14 protein-coding genes are annotated in these 20,752 nt (G+C 40.9%); 3 read left to right on the top strand and 11 right to left on the bottom strand.

The window, feature by feature from the left end:
- Positions 1–157: 157 nt before the first annotated feature.
- A complete protein-coding gene (locus tag AB6D80_RS12610) occupies positions 158–1,252 on the top strand; it encodes a DUF2806 domain-containing protein (RefSeq protein WP_372188669.1) in 1,095 nt (364 codons plus the stop codon).
- Between the two features lie 119 nt (positions 1,253–1,371).
- On the opposite strand, the gene AB6D80_RS12605 is transcribed toward AB6D80_RS12610, so the two are convergent.
- The 6 genes from AB6D80_RS12605 to AB6D80_RS12580 all read right to left on the bottom strand — a co-directional run bounded on the left by AB6D80_RS12605 (position 1,372) and on the right by AB6D80_RS12580 (position 7,090).
- The gene (locus AB6D80_RS12605) at positions 1,372–2,880 is read right to left on the bottom strand and encodes a hypothetical protein (RefSeq protein ID WP_017080221.1); all 1,509 of its coding nucleotides are present in this window, start codon (positions 2,878–2,880) and stop codon (positions 1,372–1,374) included.
- Between the two features lie 21 nt (positions 2,881–2,901).
- Positions 2,902–4,023: a DNA polymerase gene (locus AB6D80_RS12600; RefSeq protein WP_372188667.1), complete on the bottom strand. Its 1,122-nt coding sequence runs from the start codon at positions 4,021–4,023 to the stop codon at positions 2,902–2,904.
- A gap of 79 nt (positions 4,024–4,102) precedes the next feature.
- Positions 4,103–4,795 (bottom strand): hypothetical protein, encoded by a 693-nt coding sequence (locus tag AB6D80_RS12595; RefSeq protein WP_372188665.1) that lies wholly within the window; start codon positions 4,793–4,795, stop codon positions 4,103–4,105.
- Between the two features lie 258 nt (positions 4,796–5,053).
- Positions 5,054–6,112 carry a hypothetical protein gene (locus AB6D80_RS12590; protein ID WP_372188663.1) on the bottom strand — a complete coding sequence of 353 codons (1,059 nt, stop codon included), beginning with the start codon at positions 6,110–6,112 and terminating at the stop codon, positions 5,054–5,056.
- A 234-nt stretch (positions 6,113–6,346) separates the two neighbouring features.
- A complete protein-coding gene (locus tag AB6D80_RS12585) occupies positions 6,347–6,526 on the bottom strand; it encodes a hypothetical protein (protein WP_017080217.1) in 180 nt (59 codons plus the stop codon).
- Between the two features lie 297 nt (positions 6,527–6,823).
- Positions 6,824–7,090: a hypothetical protein gene (locus AB6D80_RS12580; protein WP_372188661.1), complete on the bottom strand. Its 267-nt coding sequence runs from the start codon at positions 7,088–7,090 to the stop codon at positions 6,824–6,826.
- Between the two features lie 234 nt (positions 7,091–7,324).
- Here AB6D80_RS12580 and AB6D80_RS12575 point away from each other — a divergent pair, with 234 nt between their 5' ends.
- Positions 7,325–8,197: a helix-turn-helix transcriptional regulator gene (locus AB6D80_RS12575; RefSeq protein ID WP_372188659.1), complete on the top strand. Its 873-nt coding sequence runs from the start codon at positions 7,325–7,327 to the stop codon at positions 8,195–8,197.
- 43 nt (positions 8,198–8,240) lie between these two features.
- On the opposite strand, the gene AB6D80_RS12570 is transcribed toward AB6D80_RS12575, so the two are convergent.
- Both AB6D80_RS12570 and AB6D80_RS12565 read right to left on the bottom strand, forming a co-directional pair.
- Positions 8,241–8,669: a DUF2787 family protein gene (locus tag AB6D80_RS12570; protein WP_065681802.1), complete on the bottom strand. Its 429-nt coding sequence runs from the start codon at positions 8,667–8,669 to the stop codon at positions 8,241–8,243.
- A 15-nt stretch (positions 8,670–8,684) separates the two neighbouring features.
- A complete protein-coding gene (locus AB6D80_RS12565; RefSeq protein ID WP_065681803.1) occupies positions 8,685–9,167 on the bottom strand; it encodes a hypothetical protein in 483 nt (160 codons plus the stop codon).
- Between the two features lie 580 nt (positions 9,168–9,747).
- Here AB6D80_RS12565 and AB6D80_RS12560 point away from each other — a divergent pair.
- Positions 9,748–11,016: an O-acetylhomoserine aminocarboxypropyltransferase/cysteine synthase family protein gene (locus AB6D80_RS12560; protein WP_372188657.1), complete on the top strand. Its 1,269-nt coding sequence runs from the start codon at positions 9,748–9,750 to the stop codon at positions 11,014–11,016.
- 305 nt (positions 11,017–11,321) lie between these two features.
- Here AB6D80_RS12560 and AB6D80_RS12555 read toward each other — a convergent pair whose 3' ends face one another.
- The 3 genes from AB6D80_RS12555 to AB6D80_RS12545 form a co-directional block, all read right to left on the bottom strand.
- Positions 11,322–12,743, bottom strand: a complete 1,422-nt coding sequence (locus AB6D80_RS12555) for a hypothetical protein (protein WP_371996920.1) — start codon at positions 12,741–12,743, stop codon at positions 11,322–11,324.
- The gene (locus AB6D80_RS12550) at positions 12,736–17,694 is read right to left on the bottom strand and encodes an AAA domain-containing protein (RefSeq protein ID WP_371996918.1); all 4,959 of its coding nucleotides are present in this window, start codon (positions 17,692–17,694) and stop codon (positions 12,736–12,738) included. Before AB6D80_RS12550 ends, AB6D80_RS12555 begins: the two co-directional genes overlap by 8 nt.
- A 166-nt stretch (positions 17,695–17,860) precedes the next feature.
- A complete protein-coding gene (locus tag AB6D80_RS12545; RefSeq protein WP_371996916.1) occupies positions 17,861–20,575 on the bottom strand; it encodes a TrlF family AAA-like ATPase in 2,715 nt (904 codons plus the stop codon).
- Positions 20,576–20,752: the final 177 nt, after the last annotated feature.

Genomic DNA, 20,752 nt, shown 5'->3' with positions numbered 1-20,752 from the left:
ATGGGGTTGTTGGGGTTGGTAGAGTACGACAGGGTTGATGAGGATATGGGGGTAATTATCAACATCAGCACAATCAAACCTTGTTCACTTCCCCTTTCACGAAACCATGTTAAAGTTATATCTAATCATAGTCTTATATTGTAAATGAGGTGCGTGCATGAGTTGGCCTGGTGAAAAAGCATTAATAAAATTGGGTGATTTAGTATCCGATGGTGTTGGGGGTATTTTTGCCCCTAAACAAATCAAGAGAGTAGGTAAAGCTGAGGTCGACGCCAAACGTGATGAACTACTCATGCTCGCACAGACAGAGCAACAGATCGCTGATATCAAAGCAGGCAAATTGCAATATACAGAAGATCGTAGACTGATTACAGTAAACTCCGAAACAGTTATAGAACAGTTAGTTGAAGTTCAGAATGGCAGTAAAGTTGAGCCATACCTGAATTTGGAAAATTTGGATAGACAAAGCAAAACTCGTAAACAGATTCAGGCGATGCAGGAAGAAGTGAATCTCACCAAGACAGTCTTGCTTGCAGAACAAGAACTTGAATCAGGTAAGTATGATGCGAATGATGACCCTGTAGATCCTGACTGGTTCACTAGCTGGGCAGGAAACGCTGAAAAAGTAAGTAATGACTACTTACAAACATTGTGGGCTAAGGTTCTTGCGGGGGAGGTCACCACTCCGGGAACTTTCTCTCTACGCACACTAGACTTACTCAAAAGCCTGTCAAAGAGTGAGGCAGAGCTGATCAGTAAACTAGGTGAGTTCATAATTGATGGTCGAATTCTAAAAGGTGTTGTCGACCCTAGAGGGCTTGGAAATGAATCCGATACCATTGACAAAATGATGGCCGATAAGGGGTTACACTTCACCAACCTACTTTTCCTTCAAGAAATTGGAATCATATCTGGCGTAGACTCGATGGGACTAACTACTACGTTTACCTCATTAGACCCATCAAGATTCTTGAGGGCTTTCACAAGCAAAAAAAGTGGTTTAGTCGCTATACATTCAGATCCCAAGAAAAAAATTGAATTTCATGTCCTACTCTCTAGCCAACTTGGGCGAGAGGTATTCAAATTGGCCGACTTTGAAACTGATGAAGAATACTTAAAAACCATTGCACAAGATATCGCTAATGCGGGATTCGATGTACAAATCGGGGACTGGCAGCAAGTTGATGAAACTTCAGGCAACTTGCTAAACCCTAAAGCAGTACCAGCCAATAACTCAAAACAACCAACCTAACTAGCTATTCCACATCCCTTCCAACCCTAGTCGTCGGGGTTGAAGGGGTTAGGGTTAGAACGGATGCGAAAATCCCCGTTTATCTAGTGAGCTGAAATTTTTATTGCTATTTCTTGGCCTTATGCAGCTTCCTGTTGCTCCGCGATTAGACCTAGAAATATGGAGTTTTTCGGGGCTACTCGTTCAATCTTGATGCCAGCCATACCCATTGAACTAATCAAGCCATCGATTCTAAGGCCGAATTGTATCGGGTTTTCAGGGAACTCACCTTTTTGTTCATGGTAAGGCGTTACCTTAACTAACTCATTGTATAACTCTGTAGGCGCATACTTTCGGCCCTGCACACCTGCTTTCTGAGCAAGTTGAATCAGGGGCTTAGCGAGCTTGTTCAAGTACAATGACTCCAATGCACTATCCTGCTGATTCTTTAGGTACAAGTTTTGAAGATAATCTTGCGGCGTCTTAGTAACGCTCTCAAAAGCAGCTAAAAACGTTGAGAACTCATTTAAGCGACCTGCTTTTTTCAGTGATACCGTTGGTAGCACTTCAAGAATCTGAGCCAGTAACTCTAGTAATCCTGTGTAAATCTCAGGTAAGTCTGCCTCTAAATTTTGGAGCATAGTCTTACCATTGACGCGCTGCTCACCCGTTAACTGCTTCATGGAAATATAGATAGAACGTGATGCTAAGTCCGGTTCTTCAATAAAGTCATGGATTCCATTAAGTACCACGCTGCCGTGAAGCTCAAACTTAACGCTATCACCATCGCTGTAAAGCTTACGCTTTTCTTCAACACCATATGTAGAAGCAATACACAGATAATCAGACCAACTTTTCGATAACGATCTTAAGTTATCGTAAATAGAAGCAAACTCATTTTGCAGAGAGATGGCTAAATCTTCCTGCTTCTTAGGGAAGCTCTTTATTTTTGCCGCTCTTGGGTCGAGTAATGGTCTGATAATTCGCTTACAGAATGTAGACTTACCTGTGCCTTGACCACCATAGATGACTAAGATCGGATATGCTGCATCAGGCTCTCGGACTAGAGTCATCGTATGAAGTAACCAAGCGATGAACAGAAATTGGTGCTTTTTCTCCATATTCAGATAAGGCAAAATCTTTTTCCAATCGCCTCTCTCCGTCAACGAGGGTAAAGCTTCCGCATCATTAGAACTGATAAACAGCTGCTCAGAGCCTTCTGTTATGACCGATACTTTTCCATCTTTGAGTTGGTACTGAGTGCCCTCCTCGTCACCAACATCAAAGACACGTCCATTACCACAATCGGTCAGTGCAACTCTTAAATGAGTCACCGATGCTTGTTTAGCGATACCAGCAATACCGTTTAGCTTCTCTGCTATCTCATCTATCTGTGCTCTGTCGAGTGCAATGCCTTCACTCAGCATCATCTCTTCTCGTAAGATTTGAGCGAATCGTGGACTTCTGGACTGATAGGTTAGGCGATTCTTTCCTTCTTCTGTTCTTGATAAAATTGCAACGCCGTATCCGTTGCGACCAATATCGAATTCATTAACCACATGCTGAAGCGTTTTTCCAACTACGCTGTCGCCAAAGTTTGCTTTCTCAAGCTTTGTTCTTTCAATAAAAGAGCCCGTTTTCATTGCCATAGTAATCACCTTGATTTTTGTTTAGTTTTTCGTGATGAAGTCGATGCTTGTTTTAAGTTGGAATCCACCCAGTACAGTCTCAGAGGCTACGAGCATCGATTTTTCTAGTGTTTTTATGTCTTGTTCAAAGCGGCGAGATTCGCTTTCGATGTAAATACAGTCATGTACAACGCCGACTATCTTTAAGCCTTGCTTATCCGCTAATAGGCAGGCTTCATTGATGATCTCCATTCCCGCCATTTGAATAGGCCAATTTCTTACTTGAGTAGGTTTGGCTTGTCGGGAAACATGAACCTGCCAACTACGGGACTGGATTATCTTCGCCCGGTAAGCTTCAACAGTTTGTTCTTCTAACCATTTAAATGCCTCCGGATAGTGCTCCATAACACTCTTTTGAAGAGCAGCCGCTTCAGCTTCGGAAACACCTAAGGTTGATGCTACAGCTCGCGGATATGCGCCATAGATTGACATCAGTATTAGACGTTTGATCTGTACCCTCTCTAGCAGAAGTCCACTAGAGGTACACATGCAATCGACGAGACCTAGATACAGGTCATCTTCACCAGCGTAATCGCTACATAATTGCTGATCTCCTGAAAGAGCGGCTAAGATCCCCACCTCACATCCCGAATAATCCATAGAGACAACGGAACCTCCACTCGGGGCCGCCAGTAACTTGTCTCTGAAAACCTTATAGCCATTGATGGGTGTCGTCCTCAGTAAGCCTGCTCGCCCCGTAACGCTGTGATATGGTCTGATCGGGGTTCTTAACTTGCCGTCAACATCACTTCGTAAACGAGTTAACCAATCCAATGCTTTGTATTCTTTTAGGGAAAGTGTAGATCCCTGTAATCGCTCTTTATATTCCAGAATCAAGTTCGCCAATGACTCATGGTTTAGCAGTAATCCTTGACGACTAATTTTGTGGTATAGCGCTGCTATGTCTTGGCGAACATCCATATTAGAGTTGTCGCAGTAGCTTTCATGAAGACGTCTTAATCCCAATCCAACCCAAGGTTCCGGTTCAAGACAACTCAGGTATCTCAGCTGTTTCTGCTCATAACTCAGGAGCTCTAGCGGCAGACCATTACAGCGGAATCTAGCCTCCACTTGATGTTGGTAGATGCTTAACTCTGTATTCATAAGTCACCCTCTTCTCACTATGATCGATAGGGTATGGCTGCTGACTTATAACAGCCATACGGGAATCTGATTGGGTCACTTAACCCAAGAGTGCATCGAGAGGGTCGATAGAATCTAAATCAACGTCTAAGTCGATATCGATTTCATCATCGCCAACCTCATCATCTAGGGTTGACAGAGTTGTCGGGGTTGGCGGGGTTTCCTCAGGAGCTTTAGAGGCCAGTGTGAATGTTTTGCCTAAACGCACTAGTACTTCTTCATTGCCATGCTGAATAGTCGCGTTTTTATATTGTTCGTTTAACGCTTCTTCTAGCGATGGAAATTCTCCCGTAAATGGTGGAAGATCAGCCATTTCCAATCGGTAACATTTGTTCTCTTGATCATTAACCAATTGGCCGTATCCCTTCTGCAATTCCGGGATCGAGTGTTGAGTAGTCTCGTAATGGCCGCAAGTAAATCCATTTGGGCAAGGAGCGCTTAGAATGGCAATAAATTGTTCGCCATACTGATTCACAGCAGGAACAAATGTTTTCATTTTTAGATCATTAAATAGCTCTTTCTGAACACTCTCACCCATAACTAAGTAGTGGCTTTCAGTGGCATACATCTGACCCGGCAGTTTTGTTTTTTCTGTTATAACTGGTAGGTCTAGTCTTTCTAAACCTAGCTGGACGATTTCATTTTTTGGAATACGACGCACAGGAACACTAGCGTCATTAGCAGTAGCTTGTTGGATTGATAGGCTTAGTTTGGCTTTGTTTAGATCTATCATGGTATGGTCCTCTTAGTGAAAAGGGAGCATCGTTGCCATAACTACAACCGCGTAGTCATTTCCCTTTAGAGGATGCCTATCTTAAACACTTATTTTTCAGGGTCACCAGCTTGAAAGGGTCACGAGGTCTCTTTGTGTTTCATCAGTAAACTACTGCCGATTCAGTGAACTTTTAGGAAAGAGAAATAATTGAGGGGGCGGAGGGGCTTAAGGGCTAGAGAAAAAAGTCACACTCCAAGCCCTTACATATCAAGTTATTCAAAGTATACGAGTTCTTACCATCGTTAAACGTATCAACTCCGTATCTAGAAGGTAAGCTTCATTATCTCGCTTATCTTCTAACATTTGGTGGTAGTAATTCTCGGTTCTGAACTTCTTAACCAGCCTCTTCATTACACTATCCGACAGTTTAAGATCCATAAAGTGTTCTTCTAATATTCGGATTAACTGCTTCTGGCTAGAGATTGCACCGGGGTTTTCTTGGTTGTACAGGTAAACCCAATTTTTGAGATAAAGATCTCTGGTGACTGTTTTTAATTCAGTGATGTTTTTACCTTTCGAGTTCCTAAGCCATAGAAAGTCATCAGGAGTCTGGACGTTGTCACTGCCAACAGCTAATGCGAGAAAATGATGAGCCACCATTAAACGTCCAACCATATCCACACGGTTATCTTTTGCCACTCCAATGTAAAAATCAGAAATGATAGAGTCACTTTCTTTAAATTTTTTGCCTAGCTTTAAAATATGCATAGATAACACAGCATAAAGATGCTTTTGGCGAATCTCATTCTTGCCGATTTTATTCGCTTCTTTTATCTGCCGAACACCGAGCATCTCATTAAGGTCATGCTCTCCAACGAGACAATTAATAAGAGAGTACCAAGACTCTTTAAAGTCTTTCGTTTCTTTTTTATTGGGCAAAACTGCGAGAATATGGTCACTGCTATCTAGGTTCAGAAAATCAACCTCAGACTCACTAATCAATGTCATGTAGTACTTCGTTGCTTCCTCTACATTAAGAAGTGCACCACCATCAATCTGTTTCCTGACTGTCCCTAAGAACCCCATCATTTTTGCTAAATTTTCATCGCTCCAATGACTCACAAGTGACTTAGCCGTTTTCACAATATATACAATGTATTCCTTGTACCCTTCGGAATTAAAAAAGCACAATATATTAAATTGAGATCTTTCCTTACTATCAGGAAGCTCCTGCCCCTGAGTCTTTAAATCGAACCTATTAGTTGTAAGACCATTTTGGTAACGAACTATATCAGGGTCGGATGAGCGAATACCCAAATTGAACTTTATTGGCACTATTTATCCCTAAGGTTGCAAAAAAAAAGAATGTTAACCCATACAACTCCGACAACCCTAGTTGGTGGGGTTGGCAGGGTTGTTGGAGGTCAGCAAGATAACTCATAATGTCACGAGATGCTTTAGAAGCGATCATATCCCCAACAGATAGCTCTGTCGGCCCATCCTATTTGATGTATTTAACATTAAGCAGAAAAAAGCAGAGGTAATCCCCCTGCTCACCTAACTTATCCGTCAATCATCTATAACTTCGTCGGCGACGACACCAATGACGAAACCAGCGATACCCCCGATTAATATGGAGTATGGGTATGGACCATACCTAGCACCAATAGCAGCACCGACTTGAGCGCCACGGATACCAGTGTTCTTCTTTGATTGGGATGATGATTGTGAGAATGTTTTACTTTGCATATTTCCCTACCTCTTTATGTAGATACGAAAAAGGGCCATACTCAATGAAGAACATGACCCTTTAGAGTTTATCAATACAGCTTTAGTGAGAGTGACCGCACACCTGACAGCTACCATCATCATAAGCACGCTCACCACATGCAGGACAGGTTGTAACGAGTGTTGTTATGGATTTAATCGCCATGTAAAGGCTCCTTCTTGTTGGTTTATTAGGTGTTGCGGAGCTCATTGATGTCTCAGCCTAGAGAGTTCCAATTTCGAAACTGAGGCATCGTGAGCCAAGCTCCGCAACAAAATTTATTGTGCTTTACCTTTCTGGGTATCTGGGCCGCATTTCGCCGTATCAGTGACATGACCATTCATTGTTCCGCAGACATCCGCTTTCCATTGCACGATGACACCGTAAGATGATGTGTTCTGAATACCTGCCTTGCCATTCCATTGAGGCTCTAGCAGCTCTTTCATTTTCGAGATATCGCCCGGATTACCGCCGAACGTACCACCTGCGAATACCGAAGATGCGAATAGTGAAGTTAGACCTAGCAGGATAATTGATGTTTTCATTGTTGTTTTTCCTTGAAGATTGCATGCCCTCTTTCTAAGAAGACATCTGTTGATTAGTTTGAAGGTGTGGACTGACAGGTGGTGTCAGTTGGTAAAATTAATTTGAGGAACAACGGCAGGGCTTAGGTTTCGTGGGCTATGAAACCTATAACAAAATCGGTCACTTACTCATGACTATCGGGAAATAATGATGACTGACACTACCTGTCAGCGAATCAGTACATCATTGGTGATATGAATAAGAGTGAGAAGTTAGCCTACCGATTGAGTCAGATACTTTCCCGATTACATGCAGGAGAGAAACTGAGCCTTATCGACTTACAGCAGGAATTTGGAGTACATGAACGAACTGTACTTCGAGATTTCAGTCGACTGGCATTTCTACCTATCGAAAGAGAAGGTGGATATTACTTCTTAAAGCAATTAGATCATCGTAACCCTAAAGCTCATTTAGCTCTGAACTCCCTATCGAGTATGGGAGTAGATAAGTTGTTTCCAGATAGAGCAGTCATGACTCAGGCACTAAGCCATAAGACACAATCTATTCTGTTCCGTCATTTACCTATCGAAGATTCCAGTCGCTTTCAGGCAACGTTACGTGTCATTGCGAACGCTATTCATCAACGAAACACTCTGACCTTAACGTGTCAGCGTCGTCGTTATCATCAGGTTGAGCCTTACCAACTCATTAACGAACATGGGATTTGGCATTTGGTTTCAGTACTTAGGAACCAGTCATATTCGTTTCGAGTATCGGAGATTACAGAGTTAGTTCAACACGATGATATTTACACTCCCTCCCCTAGCTTCAACGAGAAACTAATCAGAGAAGAATTACACTGGAATACTCAGGGGGTTGTAGAGGTCATCGCACAGGTAGGTTCTAGTCGAATTGATGATTACCAGAGGTCAGAACACCCTATGGCAATTCAAGTGCTGAAAGAGTTGGGTTATGGCTCGACACTTATAAGCATTGAGACATCAGATATTCACGCATTAATGCCTGTCCTCAAATCTTGGCTACCTGATATCGATGTAATTTCTCCGTCATGGGTAAAACAAGCCTTGGTTAGAGATATTGAAGCCTATCTAGCGACTTGTTCATGAGTAGGTTTATCGACGGCGTCGTTATTACGTCGACGACGACACCCTAATCTATCGAAACTTCTATCTCATCGAAGCAGTCCATTCCGACGTAGCTTAGGAAATTGGTTTCCCACATCGAATAGAACTCAGCGACACTGGATTCAATAATGGGAACTTCACCCATGTAACGGATGTAAGCCACACCGTGACCAAAATCAAAGTCGATTTCTTTCTCAAGTTCAGGCATCAATCCACAGTAACTAAAGTCAGTGATGTAGTTGAAAACCCATTGGTCGTTAAGCCTAGTGATACGAATCTCGACAGGGTGATACCCTCCATTTTCAGAACAGTAAGCACGTTCTCGAAAATTGATGGTTACAGCATGGGTTGACGGGGTTAGTTTCTTAGAGCGATCAATAACCATGTTAATTACATCTTGAAGGTCGGTACTAATTGGTAGCACTAGACGCTCTTTATCGAAGACTAAATTCATAATGAGATCCTTCTGTTATTTTTTCTTGGTAGGTTTGATGTGATTAACGAGATCGAGAAGCTCCTTTTTCCTATCTTGATATTTCTCTGAAACGACATGAAGGTAAATAGATGACTCAGCTTTAACGGCTAAACCTAGGCCACGAACGATAGCGGCACAGAAGCCCTGATTGTTAGCGGAACCGGAAGAATAGAGGGATTTGTAGACCTGACTTTTCCATGGTTTATCACCCTGAGATTCGATAACCTCGAATAACTTAGAGCATGGAACCCATTGTTTTGAATGTAATCCGGCACCACCACTTTGTCCGGAGATTCGGAAGTAGAGCTGTTTATCCTCACTGTTTTGAGCAATCTCGTAGAGAACTTTCCCTTGAGATTTTGAACCTAGTTTGTCTGCTTCCCCTGATTTGAGGATGTTAGAGAATGGATTGTGTTTTGACGTGGCTTTAGATGCATCAGCTTCTGTATTCGCTGTACTGCCTTTAGATTGGTTCATAGAAACTTTCCTTTATTTATTGAACTAGAAAGAAGAACCCCACCGTTACGAATCGGTAAAAGTCATTCTAATTCAATAATATAAATTCATTTCGAGACTTATTACGCCTAGAAAACTCTTCCTGTCTTTTCCTGTCCGGTTCCTGTCTTTCCACCTAACTTTACCCCCATATCCTCATCAACCCTGTCGTACTCTACCAACCCCAACAACCCCATAATCCCCGTCGTCGACGTCAGAGAATTCATGCGGATAATCAGGTGATGTGATTTTGCTGGTGGATTTCGGAGTGATTCGGGGCAGGGTTACTATGTTGATTACAGGGCTGAAGCTTGGCTCATAATCGTTCGGTCCCCAGTTCAAATCTGGGAGGGGCCACCAAATTAGAAAAGCCAGAACAGTTCACACTGCTCTGGCTTTTTGCTTTTCTGAAGCTGTACAACTCACCGCTGTATTTCCTACAAATAACGAATTGTCCCACACGCAATTCCAATTCCCTCTCTGTGACTAAATATACTTTTCTTTTATAAAAAAATCGGCAATATGAGAGTACATAGATAATTCAATCGTTCAGGGAAGAAACATGAAAGACGAAACGCTCTCGATTCACTTCGGCTACGAAACTGATCCAACAACCAAATCAGTTGCGACCCCTATTTACCAAACCGTTGCTTACGAATTCGATGACGCACAACACGGTGCAGACCTGTTTAATCTTGCGGTGCCAGGTAATATCTACACTCGTATAATGAACCCAACCAATGATGTGTTGGAAAAGCGCATGGCAGCCTTAGAAGGTGGTATTGCAGGCTTAGTGGTGAGTGCAGGCAGCGCGGCGATCAACTACGCGATTCAAACGTTGGCACAAATCGGTGACAACATCGTTTCAACACCTCAGCTTTACGGCGGTACTTACACCCTATTTGCTCATATGCTACCAAACCAAGGGATCGAAGTTCGCTTTGCCAAAGACGACAAACCAGAAAGCTTAGCGGCACTGATCGATGAAAAAACCAAGGCGGTTTACTGCGAAAGTATCGGTAACCCAGCAGGCAATATTATCGACTTAGAACGTGTTGCTGAGCTTGCTCACGCACAAGGTGTACCTGTGATTGTCGATAACACGGTGGCGACACCTGTGTTGTGTAAACCTATCGATTTTGGTGCTGATATTGTGGTGCACTCACTCACCAAATACGTTGGTGGTCACGGAACAACATTGGGTGGCGTGATTGTCGACTCAGGCAAATTCCCATGGGCAGAGCACAAAGATCGCTTCCCAGTATTTAATCAGCCAGAACCTTCTTACCACGGTGTGGTGTATACCGAAGCCTTTGGCGAAGCCGCGTTTATTGGCCGCGCTCGAACGGTTCCACTACGTAATACAGGTGCAGCATTGTCACCAATGAATGCCTTCATGCTAATGCAAGGTCTAGAAACTTTATCGCTACGCATGGAGCGACACACAGAGAATGCACTGAAAGTAGCTAAGTACCTTCAGCAACATGAGAAAGTGAGTTGGGTGAGCTACGCTGGTTTACCAACGTCTGAGTTCTATCCGCTGGCTGAGAAATACATGCAAGGTAAGCCGTCTGCCATTTTATCTTTTGGCTTGAAAGATGGTTATGAAGCCGGTGTTCGTTTCTATGATGCACTGCAAATATTCAAACGCTTGGTGAACATTGGCGATGCAAAATCTCTCGCTTGTCACCCTGCTTCTACAACACACCGTCAATTAAGCGAAGCGGAACAAAAGCAAGCAGGAGTGTCACCAGAGATGATTCGCCTCTCAGTAGGTATTGAACACATTGACGATATCTTGGCTGACCTAGAGCAAGCACTTAATGCTTAATGCCGTTAAAGCTAGATCTAACGCTAATCGTTAGCTAACAGACACAAAAAAGCCCATCACAGGATGGGCTTCTTATTATCTAATTGTCGGTAGACAATTAAGTTTAGAACTTTACTCTCTGGCATAACTTATATATAGATTATGCCAAGAGAAGATTAAGACAATAAAGTTTGAAACTAAATGTAGTATCACAGCTCTATGAATACAAAATCTTGACAATAAAGATTGAAACTAATTAAAAGTACGCATTTGTCTAATGTGAATAAGGGCTGCGCCCCTACTTACTAAAGCATCCTAGATGTATGTCATAGTTTATCTAAGAGTCCTAAATTATGCTTCTTATTGAATGAGGATGAGCCATCAACATAATCAAAAGCGATATCGGAAATTGCATTTATAAGTTTTAAGTTTGTGGTTACAAATCCTACAGGAATGCTAACAGGGTGCGTTTCAGGTCTAGAGACGTGGTAACACACTACAGCGAAAGTCCCTTCAAGTACTATTACCTCTACACTCCCTCCTAGAAAGCCTTCTAGTAAACCATATAGGTTGTTAGAGCCTTTCTTTAACTCACTTTTCCAACATCCAATGGCACGTCTGTCTTTTATATCTGCTAACGGTAAATAAATAGATGGAGTAAATATACGCTGGGGGCTTTTTTCTTGAGTAAGTTGTGCTTGTTCAAGTTCATTTAAGCAAAACTCAAGCTTTTTGCTCTTACCCCAAAAGACGTCGGAAGGTGCAATCCATGTTAATGTTTTTACCGCCTTATCTTTTGATTTTTTGTATGTTGTTGGTAGTAATTTCAAAAACTCTTTAATGTGCTTCCAGTTATTGTCAGCATAGATTGGACCTACAAATGGCATAGCCTTTTTATCATCGACCAAAGCCTCTGCAAAACGATGACCAAACGCAGCAATATCAATAGAGTTACTATTGAATATATCTTTTGTCCAAGTATCACCAAAAGACTTCATTGCCAACCCAATCTCTTTTATATTTTCACCCTTTTGCGCTTGATTTAGTGAAACCGTAATGGCTTCATGTACTTTCTCAGAATCATCTAATTGCTCAAAATCTTCACGTTCAATCGCATTTCCATCTTGGTCTATCGCAAAGTGATTAGTTAAGCGCATTGGATCTTGTGTTAGTTTACTTACCGAATCAATGGTATAAATACTCGGTCGCTCACCTTCATCAGCACGCACACCTTTTAGATAGTTATTATCTAATAACTGATAAAAGTTCTTCTGAAAGATCGACTTTGCTATTCCTTCCGTTTGTGATAATTGTTCATTATCTATATTTAATTTAATGCCAGCGTGCCACCCGCCCGAACTTCGCTTATTGCCAATGCAGTTAAATCCACAAAGCTCAAACGAAAGCGCTGCACCTGTCTCCTGAATTGAGTTTGTTTTAGGTGGCTTACCTATCCCTTCAAAGTACCCCGTAGATTGAGGGGTCAACTGAACGAGGCCCAACTCATTAAAAGAGAGGTCACCTTTATCCATTAAATCAGAGATAGCCTCATTAACTTCAAGCTTATTGAGACCCAAGTAGGTTGCTATCTGGGCTGGCTTCATTGGTGCTAGCTGTACTAGCCTCAGTACAAATTCACGAATGAATGGTAGCCCCTGCTTAGTCACGTATGAAAAGCGAAAGTTAAAACGCTGAGCAGGAACTATAAAGTCAACCTCATGGTAATTTAGTTTAATTTCTTCAGTCATTTTTAATCCCATTGAGGTTGCTATTAATTTTATGGATACTGTAATCTTCTGAGTTTTTAGCTTGAGCTTCTATGTAACTAAGGACTTTACCTAACGGTAGTGTACTATTATACCCTTGCCACATATGAGTCGAGCCCACAATCATCAACCGATCCATAGCTCTTGAAATTGCAACATTAATACGATTCGGAGTTCTTAAGAATTTTGGCTTTTTATCTCTACTTGAACGAGTAACCGAAAGAATAATAATTCGATTCTCCTTACCTTGATAACTATCTACAGTGTCTATCTTGACAAGTTCCTTAAAGTCATCTTCCCACTCTATTTCTTTGAATTTTTGGCGAATTATCCTTTTTTGCTCGCCATACATACAAATAACGCCAACAGCTGCTTCACCTTTCTTCACTACGCCTTTTAATTCGGTGACAAATTCTGGCTTGCTAGCAATATCTTTCAATAAATTGATGATGATATCTGCTTCTGTTCGGTTATATATACTGACACCACGATCCGAACGATGGTGTGACTTGTCACCTAAATGCGAGGTATCAACCCAAGATACAACACTTTGTAGCATTTCAGGGGCATCCCCATAAATATCAGGTATTTTTCGCTTGCCATTCTCTAACTCACCTTTATAGAAAGTATCAGAAACGATGTTGCCTATTGGTTTTGCCATACGGTACTGAGTTAACAGAGACGCACCTGATTGTTTCCCATACGGTGATTCAAATGCTCTCGCAAAGTCACTTTGTAAAACAGCATCAAGGTCAATATCTTTATCAGCTAAACCGAGTTTAAGCGCTAGAGCTTTTTTATGGGCTTCTGAATACAAAGGTGGTAATTGTTGATGATCACCTACAAGTAGCACTCTTTTTCCCGACTGCATTGCAATTGCAAGTTCACTCGCAATTGAACGAGCTGCTTCATCAATAATTACCCAATCATATTGATTATCAGCAATACCTAAATGTCGTTGCCCTATACCAACACAAGTACCAGTCACTAATTGCCGTGAGCGAGCAAAAAACTCATCATAATTAACACGTTCAGTTTCAAGCACGTTTAACATATCACCAGAAATGTTAGCTAATGCAATCGCCTTCTCTGCTTCGTCTGGCCTTACAGAATATCGACTACATAAGTATTGAATAACGTCAGTTTTAGCATTACGAACATCCAACCCTGCATCATAACTAATACTGTAATTGTTACTTAATGCTTCTCGAATAGTAACATCTAGTTCAACAACACTTTTTTTAATGATTTGTAGTTCATCGCTTTCAAGAACTCCTTCTTTCATCGATTCAATTGAATTATGTAAAGTGTCAATTTGTTTAAACAAGGTTAGCTCTGCTTCTACTAATTCAGATAAAAACTCCGCCTGTAAGCCAAGCGCTTGAGATAAAGAAGCAACTCGGTACTTCGCTTCAGCTCTAAATAACTCTCGCTTTTCAGCAACAATTGCGTTTGAGTAAACATCTTTTAGGCCCGTTGAAACTGCTCCTTCCCTGTTGCTAAATCGAACAACATCCAATTCAGTATCAAGTCGAGAGCAGTGTTTACGAATTCTTTCAGCTGCCGTATTTACAGCCTCATGAGACTGACTAACTAGCAAAATGTTTTTAACATTCTGCTTTTCAATCAAATGATGAACAAAAGCAGCTATGAACTCTGTTTTACCTGTTCCTGGAGGACCTTGTAGCAATGAAAGGGGACCGTTATTCAGTAACTGTTGGAATGCACTTCGTTGCTGCTGATTTAAACTAATTTTATTGTTATGTTCATCGGTACGGTCATAACGGGCGAAATCGTCCTCTGTTACTAGTTTATCGTATTGTATGGCCTCTGAACGGCAATCAGGGTCAAAGTATTGCGCCAAGTCACTGACAACACTTTCATGCTCTAGAATACGCTCTAATGCAGCCTTACGTTTTACATAAGAAGCTTTATCTTGTTTGGTCCGGAAGAATACTTGGTCGCCATCTTCCAAATTTTTAGCTCGAAAATTTATTCGATGGAGCCTAATTTCATTTAATGCACTTTGTTTGAGATTAACTTCACCAAGGCGACTCTCCTCTTCCCCAACTATTTTTAAAGCTTCAATAACATCATTTTTGTTAAACTGCCCTAGTACATCAATATCAGAAGCGTATGGCAGGATAAGTTGATCGTCAGAATCTTTTACTTCATTAGCCCCCCCAATAACCTCTACGTATGGGTAAGCTTGTGTTTCTGTCTCCAGAACCGCTTTCCATAGTTTTTGCGTTGATATAGTAAGGTGATCAGCTGAAGTATCTTTAGCTTCAATACTTTTAAATACTTCATCCAGTTGGCTAGTAAGACCATCAACTTTTTGCTCTTGTTCAACTGGTTTAAGAACCGTTTCAACCGTCCTGTTAAATGACTCATTACCCATTAACTTTTTAGTTAATTGGCTTAACTCCATAACAGAGCCTGACTTAATCAAAATAGGAAAGTCTAAAACTAATTGGCACCTTTCAATATCTTTCGGGTGAATAGAGTCACGCTCCCTAGGTGGGAAGCAAACAATAAACCCTCTTTCATTAGAGGTATAAATAACTCGAGCATTCCCTCCAAGCCCATAAAATGTAACCATGACATCAGTGCTGTTTTGATTACTTTTCTCAACATGAACATACAACTTTCCGTTATCAGGATAAATTGTAATATTCTCAAAGTCTTTATTACTTGTAATGGTTATTGGCTGAACAGCAACCACTTTTTCAGGCTTTAAAGCAGTTTTAAATCGGAATAGGTCTTTAAAGCCAGCACTCGGGTCATTCAATTCGACCTTGATTGCATCTGAAATTTCAGGGTAATCATTTGAATCCCCCCCCCACTCACCACCTAGTAGCTCATAAGCCAATCGCATAACAGCAAAGTTATCTCGTTCGAAGGCGGTGCAATTATCTATATTTTCAGGGCTATATAAATGATTTTTCGGCTCATCACCATCAACACAAAAGTCAGGTACATCGATTAGTGTTAGGTTAAATCCACCAGTGCTTTTAGATAGGATAATATTTTCAGGATGCAAATCACCATGATAAAGACCTAACCCATGTAAATGCTCTACAGATTCGATTAATTTATCAATCACCTCTAAACGTTGCTTGCTGCCAATTAACGACTTATTCCAAACAAAACCTTCAACTTTATCTGTCACCAGAAACAAGCTAGATGATTTGGTCGCAATACCAAATTCTCTAACACATGGTAGGTAAGGTGGGTTTATTGATCTAATTTTTTCAATGCGCTGTAAAAAATGTAATGTTTTATAACTTAGTGCCGGTTCATCAATAGATGGATTCACATTTAGCCATGCCTTCACCATTAAGCTATCGGATACATAAACCTCTTTTTCATCAGTCTCTACAATAAAATCATCATCTTCACGATATTGGCGAGAATGATTAATATTCTTCCTGTAAGGTTCAAGCTCGCTATCATCAAACTCAAACGTACTTGCATCACTCGGCTCGGCTTCTTTTAATGCACCAAATAGCGCCTCTGCATTTTGATAAGCCCCCTCATTGATCGCATTGTTTAGGACATCGCTATACCACTCGCAGCAAGAAGCCAGCTTTTCACCTAAGTTTTCTAGACTAACCGGTGAAATACGCTCATCAGTTAAAATATGCCAACACAAAATGCCAAGTGTTTTTACATCACTTTGAAAAGGAGAGAGCCCCTCATCTGCATTTTTACCCGAAATAGATAGTTGAGAGCGGTAATCACCAACAGTGCCGATAGGCTGATGATAGGCTGAAATGAAACTAGATAAGGCAATCTCTTTACCCGGAGAAATCCATAAACTATGATCTCCTAAGTCACGGTGAGCAACTTTCATCTTATGCAAATCTGCAAATTTTGCGACGAGCAACTTAACTAAGTTTGAACGATCTATATCGGAGAAATTCTTACCAAATCTCCCAATAAACTCGTTAAAACGACTATGGTTTGGAGGAAGCTCAAATACTTCATTAAATTCAGTTGTGACATCGTCAGGTTGCACGTTAGTTAAAGAGCGTAAACAATGTTTATATAAGTCTAGGTTCTGATGTTTAATGTGGCTTAGTACCTCTCGTTCACGAGATACTATGCTATAACGGCCTTCGGGTGTACCGCCTTTTATCCCATCAAAATTATTGAAATTCCAGACACGCAACAACGCTTCATCCTGTTTAGAGGACTCTGACTTAGCCAAAAATTCTTTATATAACTTAGTTGGATGATCATCAAAAATCAGAGATTCAGCTTTATAGCCATTAACACTAATTTGCTTTGGAGCGGTAGAAGCATCACTAAAAATTTTATCCAGTACTGAAAAATCTTGATTCAATGTTTTTGTATTTTCAAATGGATTAAAATGTTGGTTAAATTTGTCTTCATCAGCAAATTTCAGAAAGTCTTGTAAGCTAATCGTGTGCTTTTTATCTCTTTCAGAAATATCTTTGAACTTCGAATCACCGCACATAACAACAAAGAAATCTATCCAAGGTAATCTTTTACTCGTTAAGTTGTGCTTTATTTTATTAAGTTTATTTTTCAATAAATAAACTTTATTCTGAGTAACACTTACTGGTGAACGTCCCATATCTTTATTATTTTTGAACCATTTATCACCATGGGCTTTGATATCTCCATTATTCCAATCTTTCAGCTCAATAATGAGAACGTTACAATGCGTAACAATAACAAGGTCAAATTCACCTTCTTTACCTGAACTATCTACATACCTAAAACCGGCATACCCTTTCCATGGGAACATTGATGAACCACCAATACTACGCAATTGATCTTGCATAGAACCACCACGCGTTGGCTTTTTATTTGTTAATTTAGGCTTAGCGAAAGCGGCCTTAATTTTATCAATAGCTCTAATTTCCTGAGCTTGTAGCCCACCTTCCCACAGTTTAATTTCCAAGGTTTACCTCGTTTTAAATGTTTTTTCGCCAACGTCAATGTAGCACTAACCAGCTCGTTTACTTTTTCATATTCATATTCATATTCATTCAATGACATGAAACAACGTAAGAATAGATTTCACCTAAAAATGACTCAAGTTCCGCCTGCACATACCTTATAATCCCCTATATTACTCTTAATCTATTGTAACGCTTATCAAAAGCAGTTGCTCCGCCTTCCATGATATTACAAACATGATCCCTCACTGTTTGTTCACATAAACCGCCTGACTCCATTACCTGAACTTGCCCAGCATGGAAATGCAGCACATTTACAAACTCAGCATCACCATTAACAACGATATTAGGGTTATGCGTCACCATGATAATTTGCCTGCGCTTCTTATTCTCATGTATCTGAGACACAATCAGCTGGTAAATGAGGGCGTTGTCTAAGTCATCTTCAGGCTGATCGACAATGATTGGGTTATCACCATGACTAAGCAAAAAGGCTAAAATGGCTGCCGCTTTCTGACCAGCTGAACCTTTTTCAATGTTCTCAAACTTGCCTTTTTCTAGGTCCTTAGCATATTCAACGACAAGTTGATCATCAGGCCACCAGGTTATTAATCGATCAAACATTTCAGGTTGTTGTGAAAGTTTTTGCGTGAGCGACGTCTTTAAGCGACTATCGATTCGATACGGCAGTACATTGTCGCCAGAAGCTAAGGATAGAGTTGCGTCTTTTAACTTGCTGACCTCTTTTGCAATGCTCTTGAGGCTTAACTCCTTGGAAAGTAACTCATATAACAAGCTATTGGTTTGGTCATCCTGATAGATGGAAGTGGCAAAACTAGCCTCTATCCCAATATGCTCTCTAAACTTTTTCTCGATAGTAGTTGTGTTCGCAAAGGGCAAAAGCTTCATTTTCACATAACGATTTCCACCAATAACTTTCTTAATAAATTTTTGGCGTTTTACCTGAAGCCTTCTTCTTAACACATACAGCTTTCTAAGTGACTTATCGCACTGGGCTTTTTTTAAGTCTAGATTCGTTTGGACTGTTTCTAGTTCTTCCAACTGAATGTTGATCTCATTGCGTTGCTTAAGCCAAGACTCATACTGCTCTGGGTTCAGTTCTTCCCCTTTTTCAGCATACTCTTGAACAACCTGTTCATACTGCTGTGTAGCTTCTACACCTCTTAAGTACCAAGTTGATTTGCTGATTGCATCTGCTCGATTCTGTTCAGCTTTTGTAATGAGCTCCTTTAGCTTTTCCAGTTCTGTCTGAACAGAAACTAAATTCCCTTTGAATGCAGCCTGTATTTCTTCTAATTCTGCGACGTAATCAGGCTTGTCTTCACTTCCTTCTATGAGGCTAAGCTCCGCAAACTCCTCAGATAACATGCTGTCTATAGAATCAACTAACCCAGAGATACCGGCTGCCTTGTCAACTTTCTGTTTCTCAAGTGTAAAAGTTTGGTAGCCATTAAAGATATCTTTGTGGCCACCTTTCTCGAAGCTCTCGATATCACTATTCAGGTCGTCTTTTTGTGATTCTAAGGTGCCTTTATTGTCAAGCCGCTCCTGTAGTTGACGTACCTCTCGACAAAACCCTAAAAACTTGTTGTTCTCAGCATCAAACTGATACTTCCAAGCCGAAAGATTAACTTCGTTTGAGCGATCAATAATTTCTAATAAGCTATTCGTATTGCTTGCCAGAGCATTGATTTGTTTTTGGCTGTACAAACTTACATGAAAACGCTCTTCTGGCTTCCCATTATCAAGCGTCCAATCACCTGCTTGTAATTTGTTAATGTAGGGTGCTGTACTGTGTTTCCAAATCGATTGGTATGCCTCATCTCTTCGTTGTAGCTCAACGCATATTTCAGTATCAGCTTTTGTTACCCCCTCTCTAAAAGAGTGAACTTCTTCCTGGATTTGCTCAAGTTCTGCTACTTCATTTTCACGACCTAATGCCAACCGAACAGACTCAATGAATGTAGATTTACCAGAACCTCGCCCACCAATAACGGCGTTAAAAAGCGGGTGTAATTCAAATATCGCGGGGTTACCCGGAATACGACCACAATGGCGCATCTGAGAGATATGCAAACTTTTTAAGAATAAATCTGGAGTTGCATTAGGATTATCAGCACCGTTGTCGACACAAAAATCGCTATCATGCAGAGCCAACTTCAGTCCATCTATTGATAGCTGGCTCATTTTTATCCACGAATACCTCTTACCTAATCGACTACATTCGTGGGCATCTGACCCCTGAAGTTTTGCTAAGTGCGATGCCGCCTTTAACAGCTCTGGGTTAACCGTATCGAGATAGGATAAATTGACAAACTCAGCGCCTTCAATCTGATTGAGCCATGACTCAATCTCCTGGTTGGTATTTGTTATTCCGTTTAATAGTCCTTTAGTCCCATCAATATGCGCAGGTATCGCTGCTCCACCAGCTTGCTTTACAATAGAGATAACCTTATCCACAGACTCTGTTGCACAGGTCTCTTCAGCGTCACCATGCCCCTCAGTAATACCGCACTGACCTAGAACAGCTGCAATCTTTGCAGAGTTACAAGAAGTGTCAAAAATAGCTAAAATATGTACACGGGATTGACCTGTACTCACTGTGATTTCGCACCCAGGAAATAAATGAAGCGGTCGATACCATTCCGTATTCTTATCAAGTTCAGCGTATGTTGCTTTTAGCCGGTCTATCCAGTCACCCGATACATGATCGGTAATAGCCACGCAGTCAACTTCTTCAGCCATTAAGGCTTTTAACCAATCAGCTTCAGTCTCTTCTGGTTTCTTGTAATCTGACGATGCTGGCGTATGAGTATGAAAATCAAACTTGTACCAGCGGCTTCCTACATAATCATTACTCATAGTTCCATTGCCCTAAGATAAATTTTTTCAACATCATATCATGTTGTTTTTCGGTTTTTTTCGATTGTTAAGGTACAGAATAGTATCGAAGATACGATGCGTTTTCCTTCAAAAGAGTCCGTTAGCCCCTGAGTTAGCATTGGAACTCGTATTCCTTCTAATTTGATTACTTTAGTA

The organism is Vibrio sp. 10N.247.310.17, assembly GCF_041466605.1.
Classification (GTDB): Bacteria; Pseudomonadota; Gammaproteobacteria; order Enterobacterales; family Vibrionaceae; genus Vibrio; species Vibrio tasmaniensis_A.
This window is presented reverse-complemented; position numbering and strand designations above follow the sequence as displayed.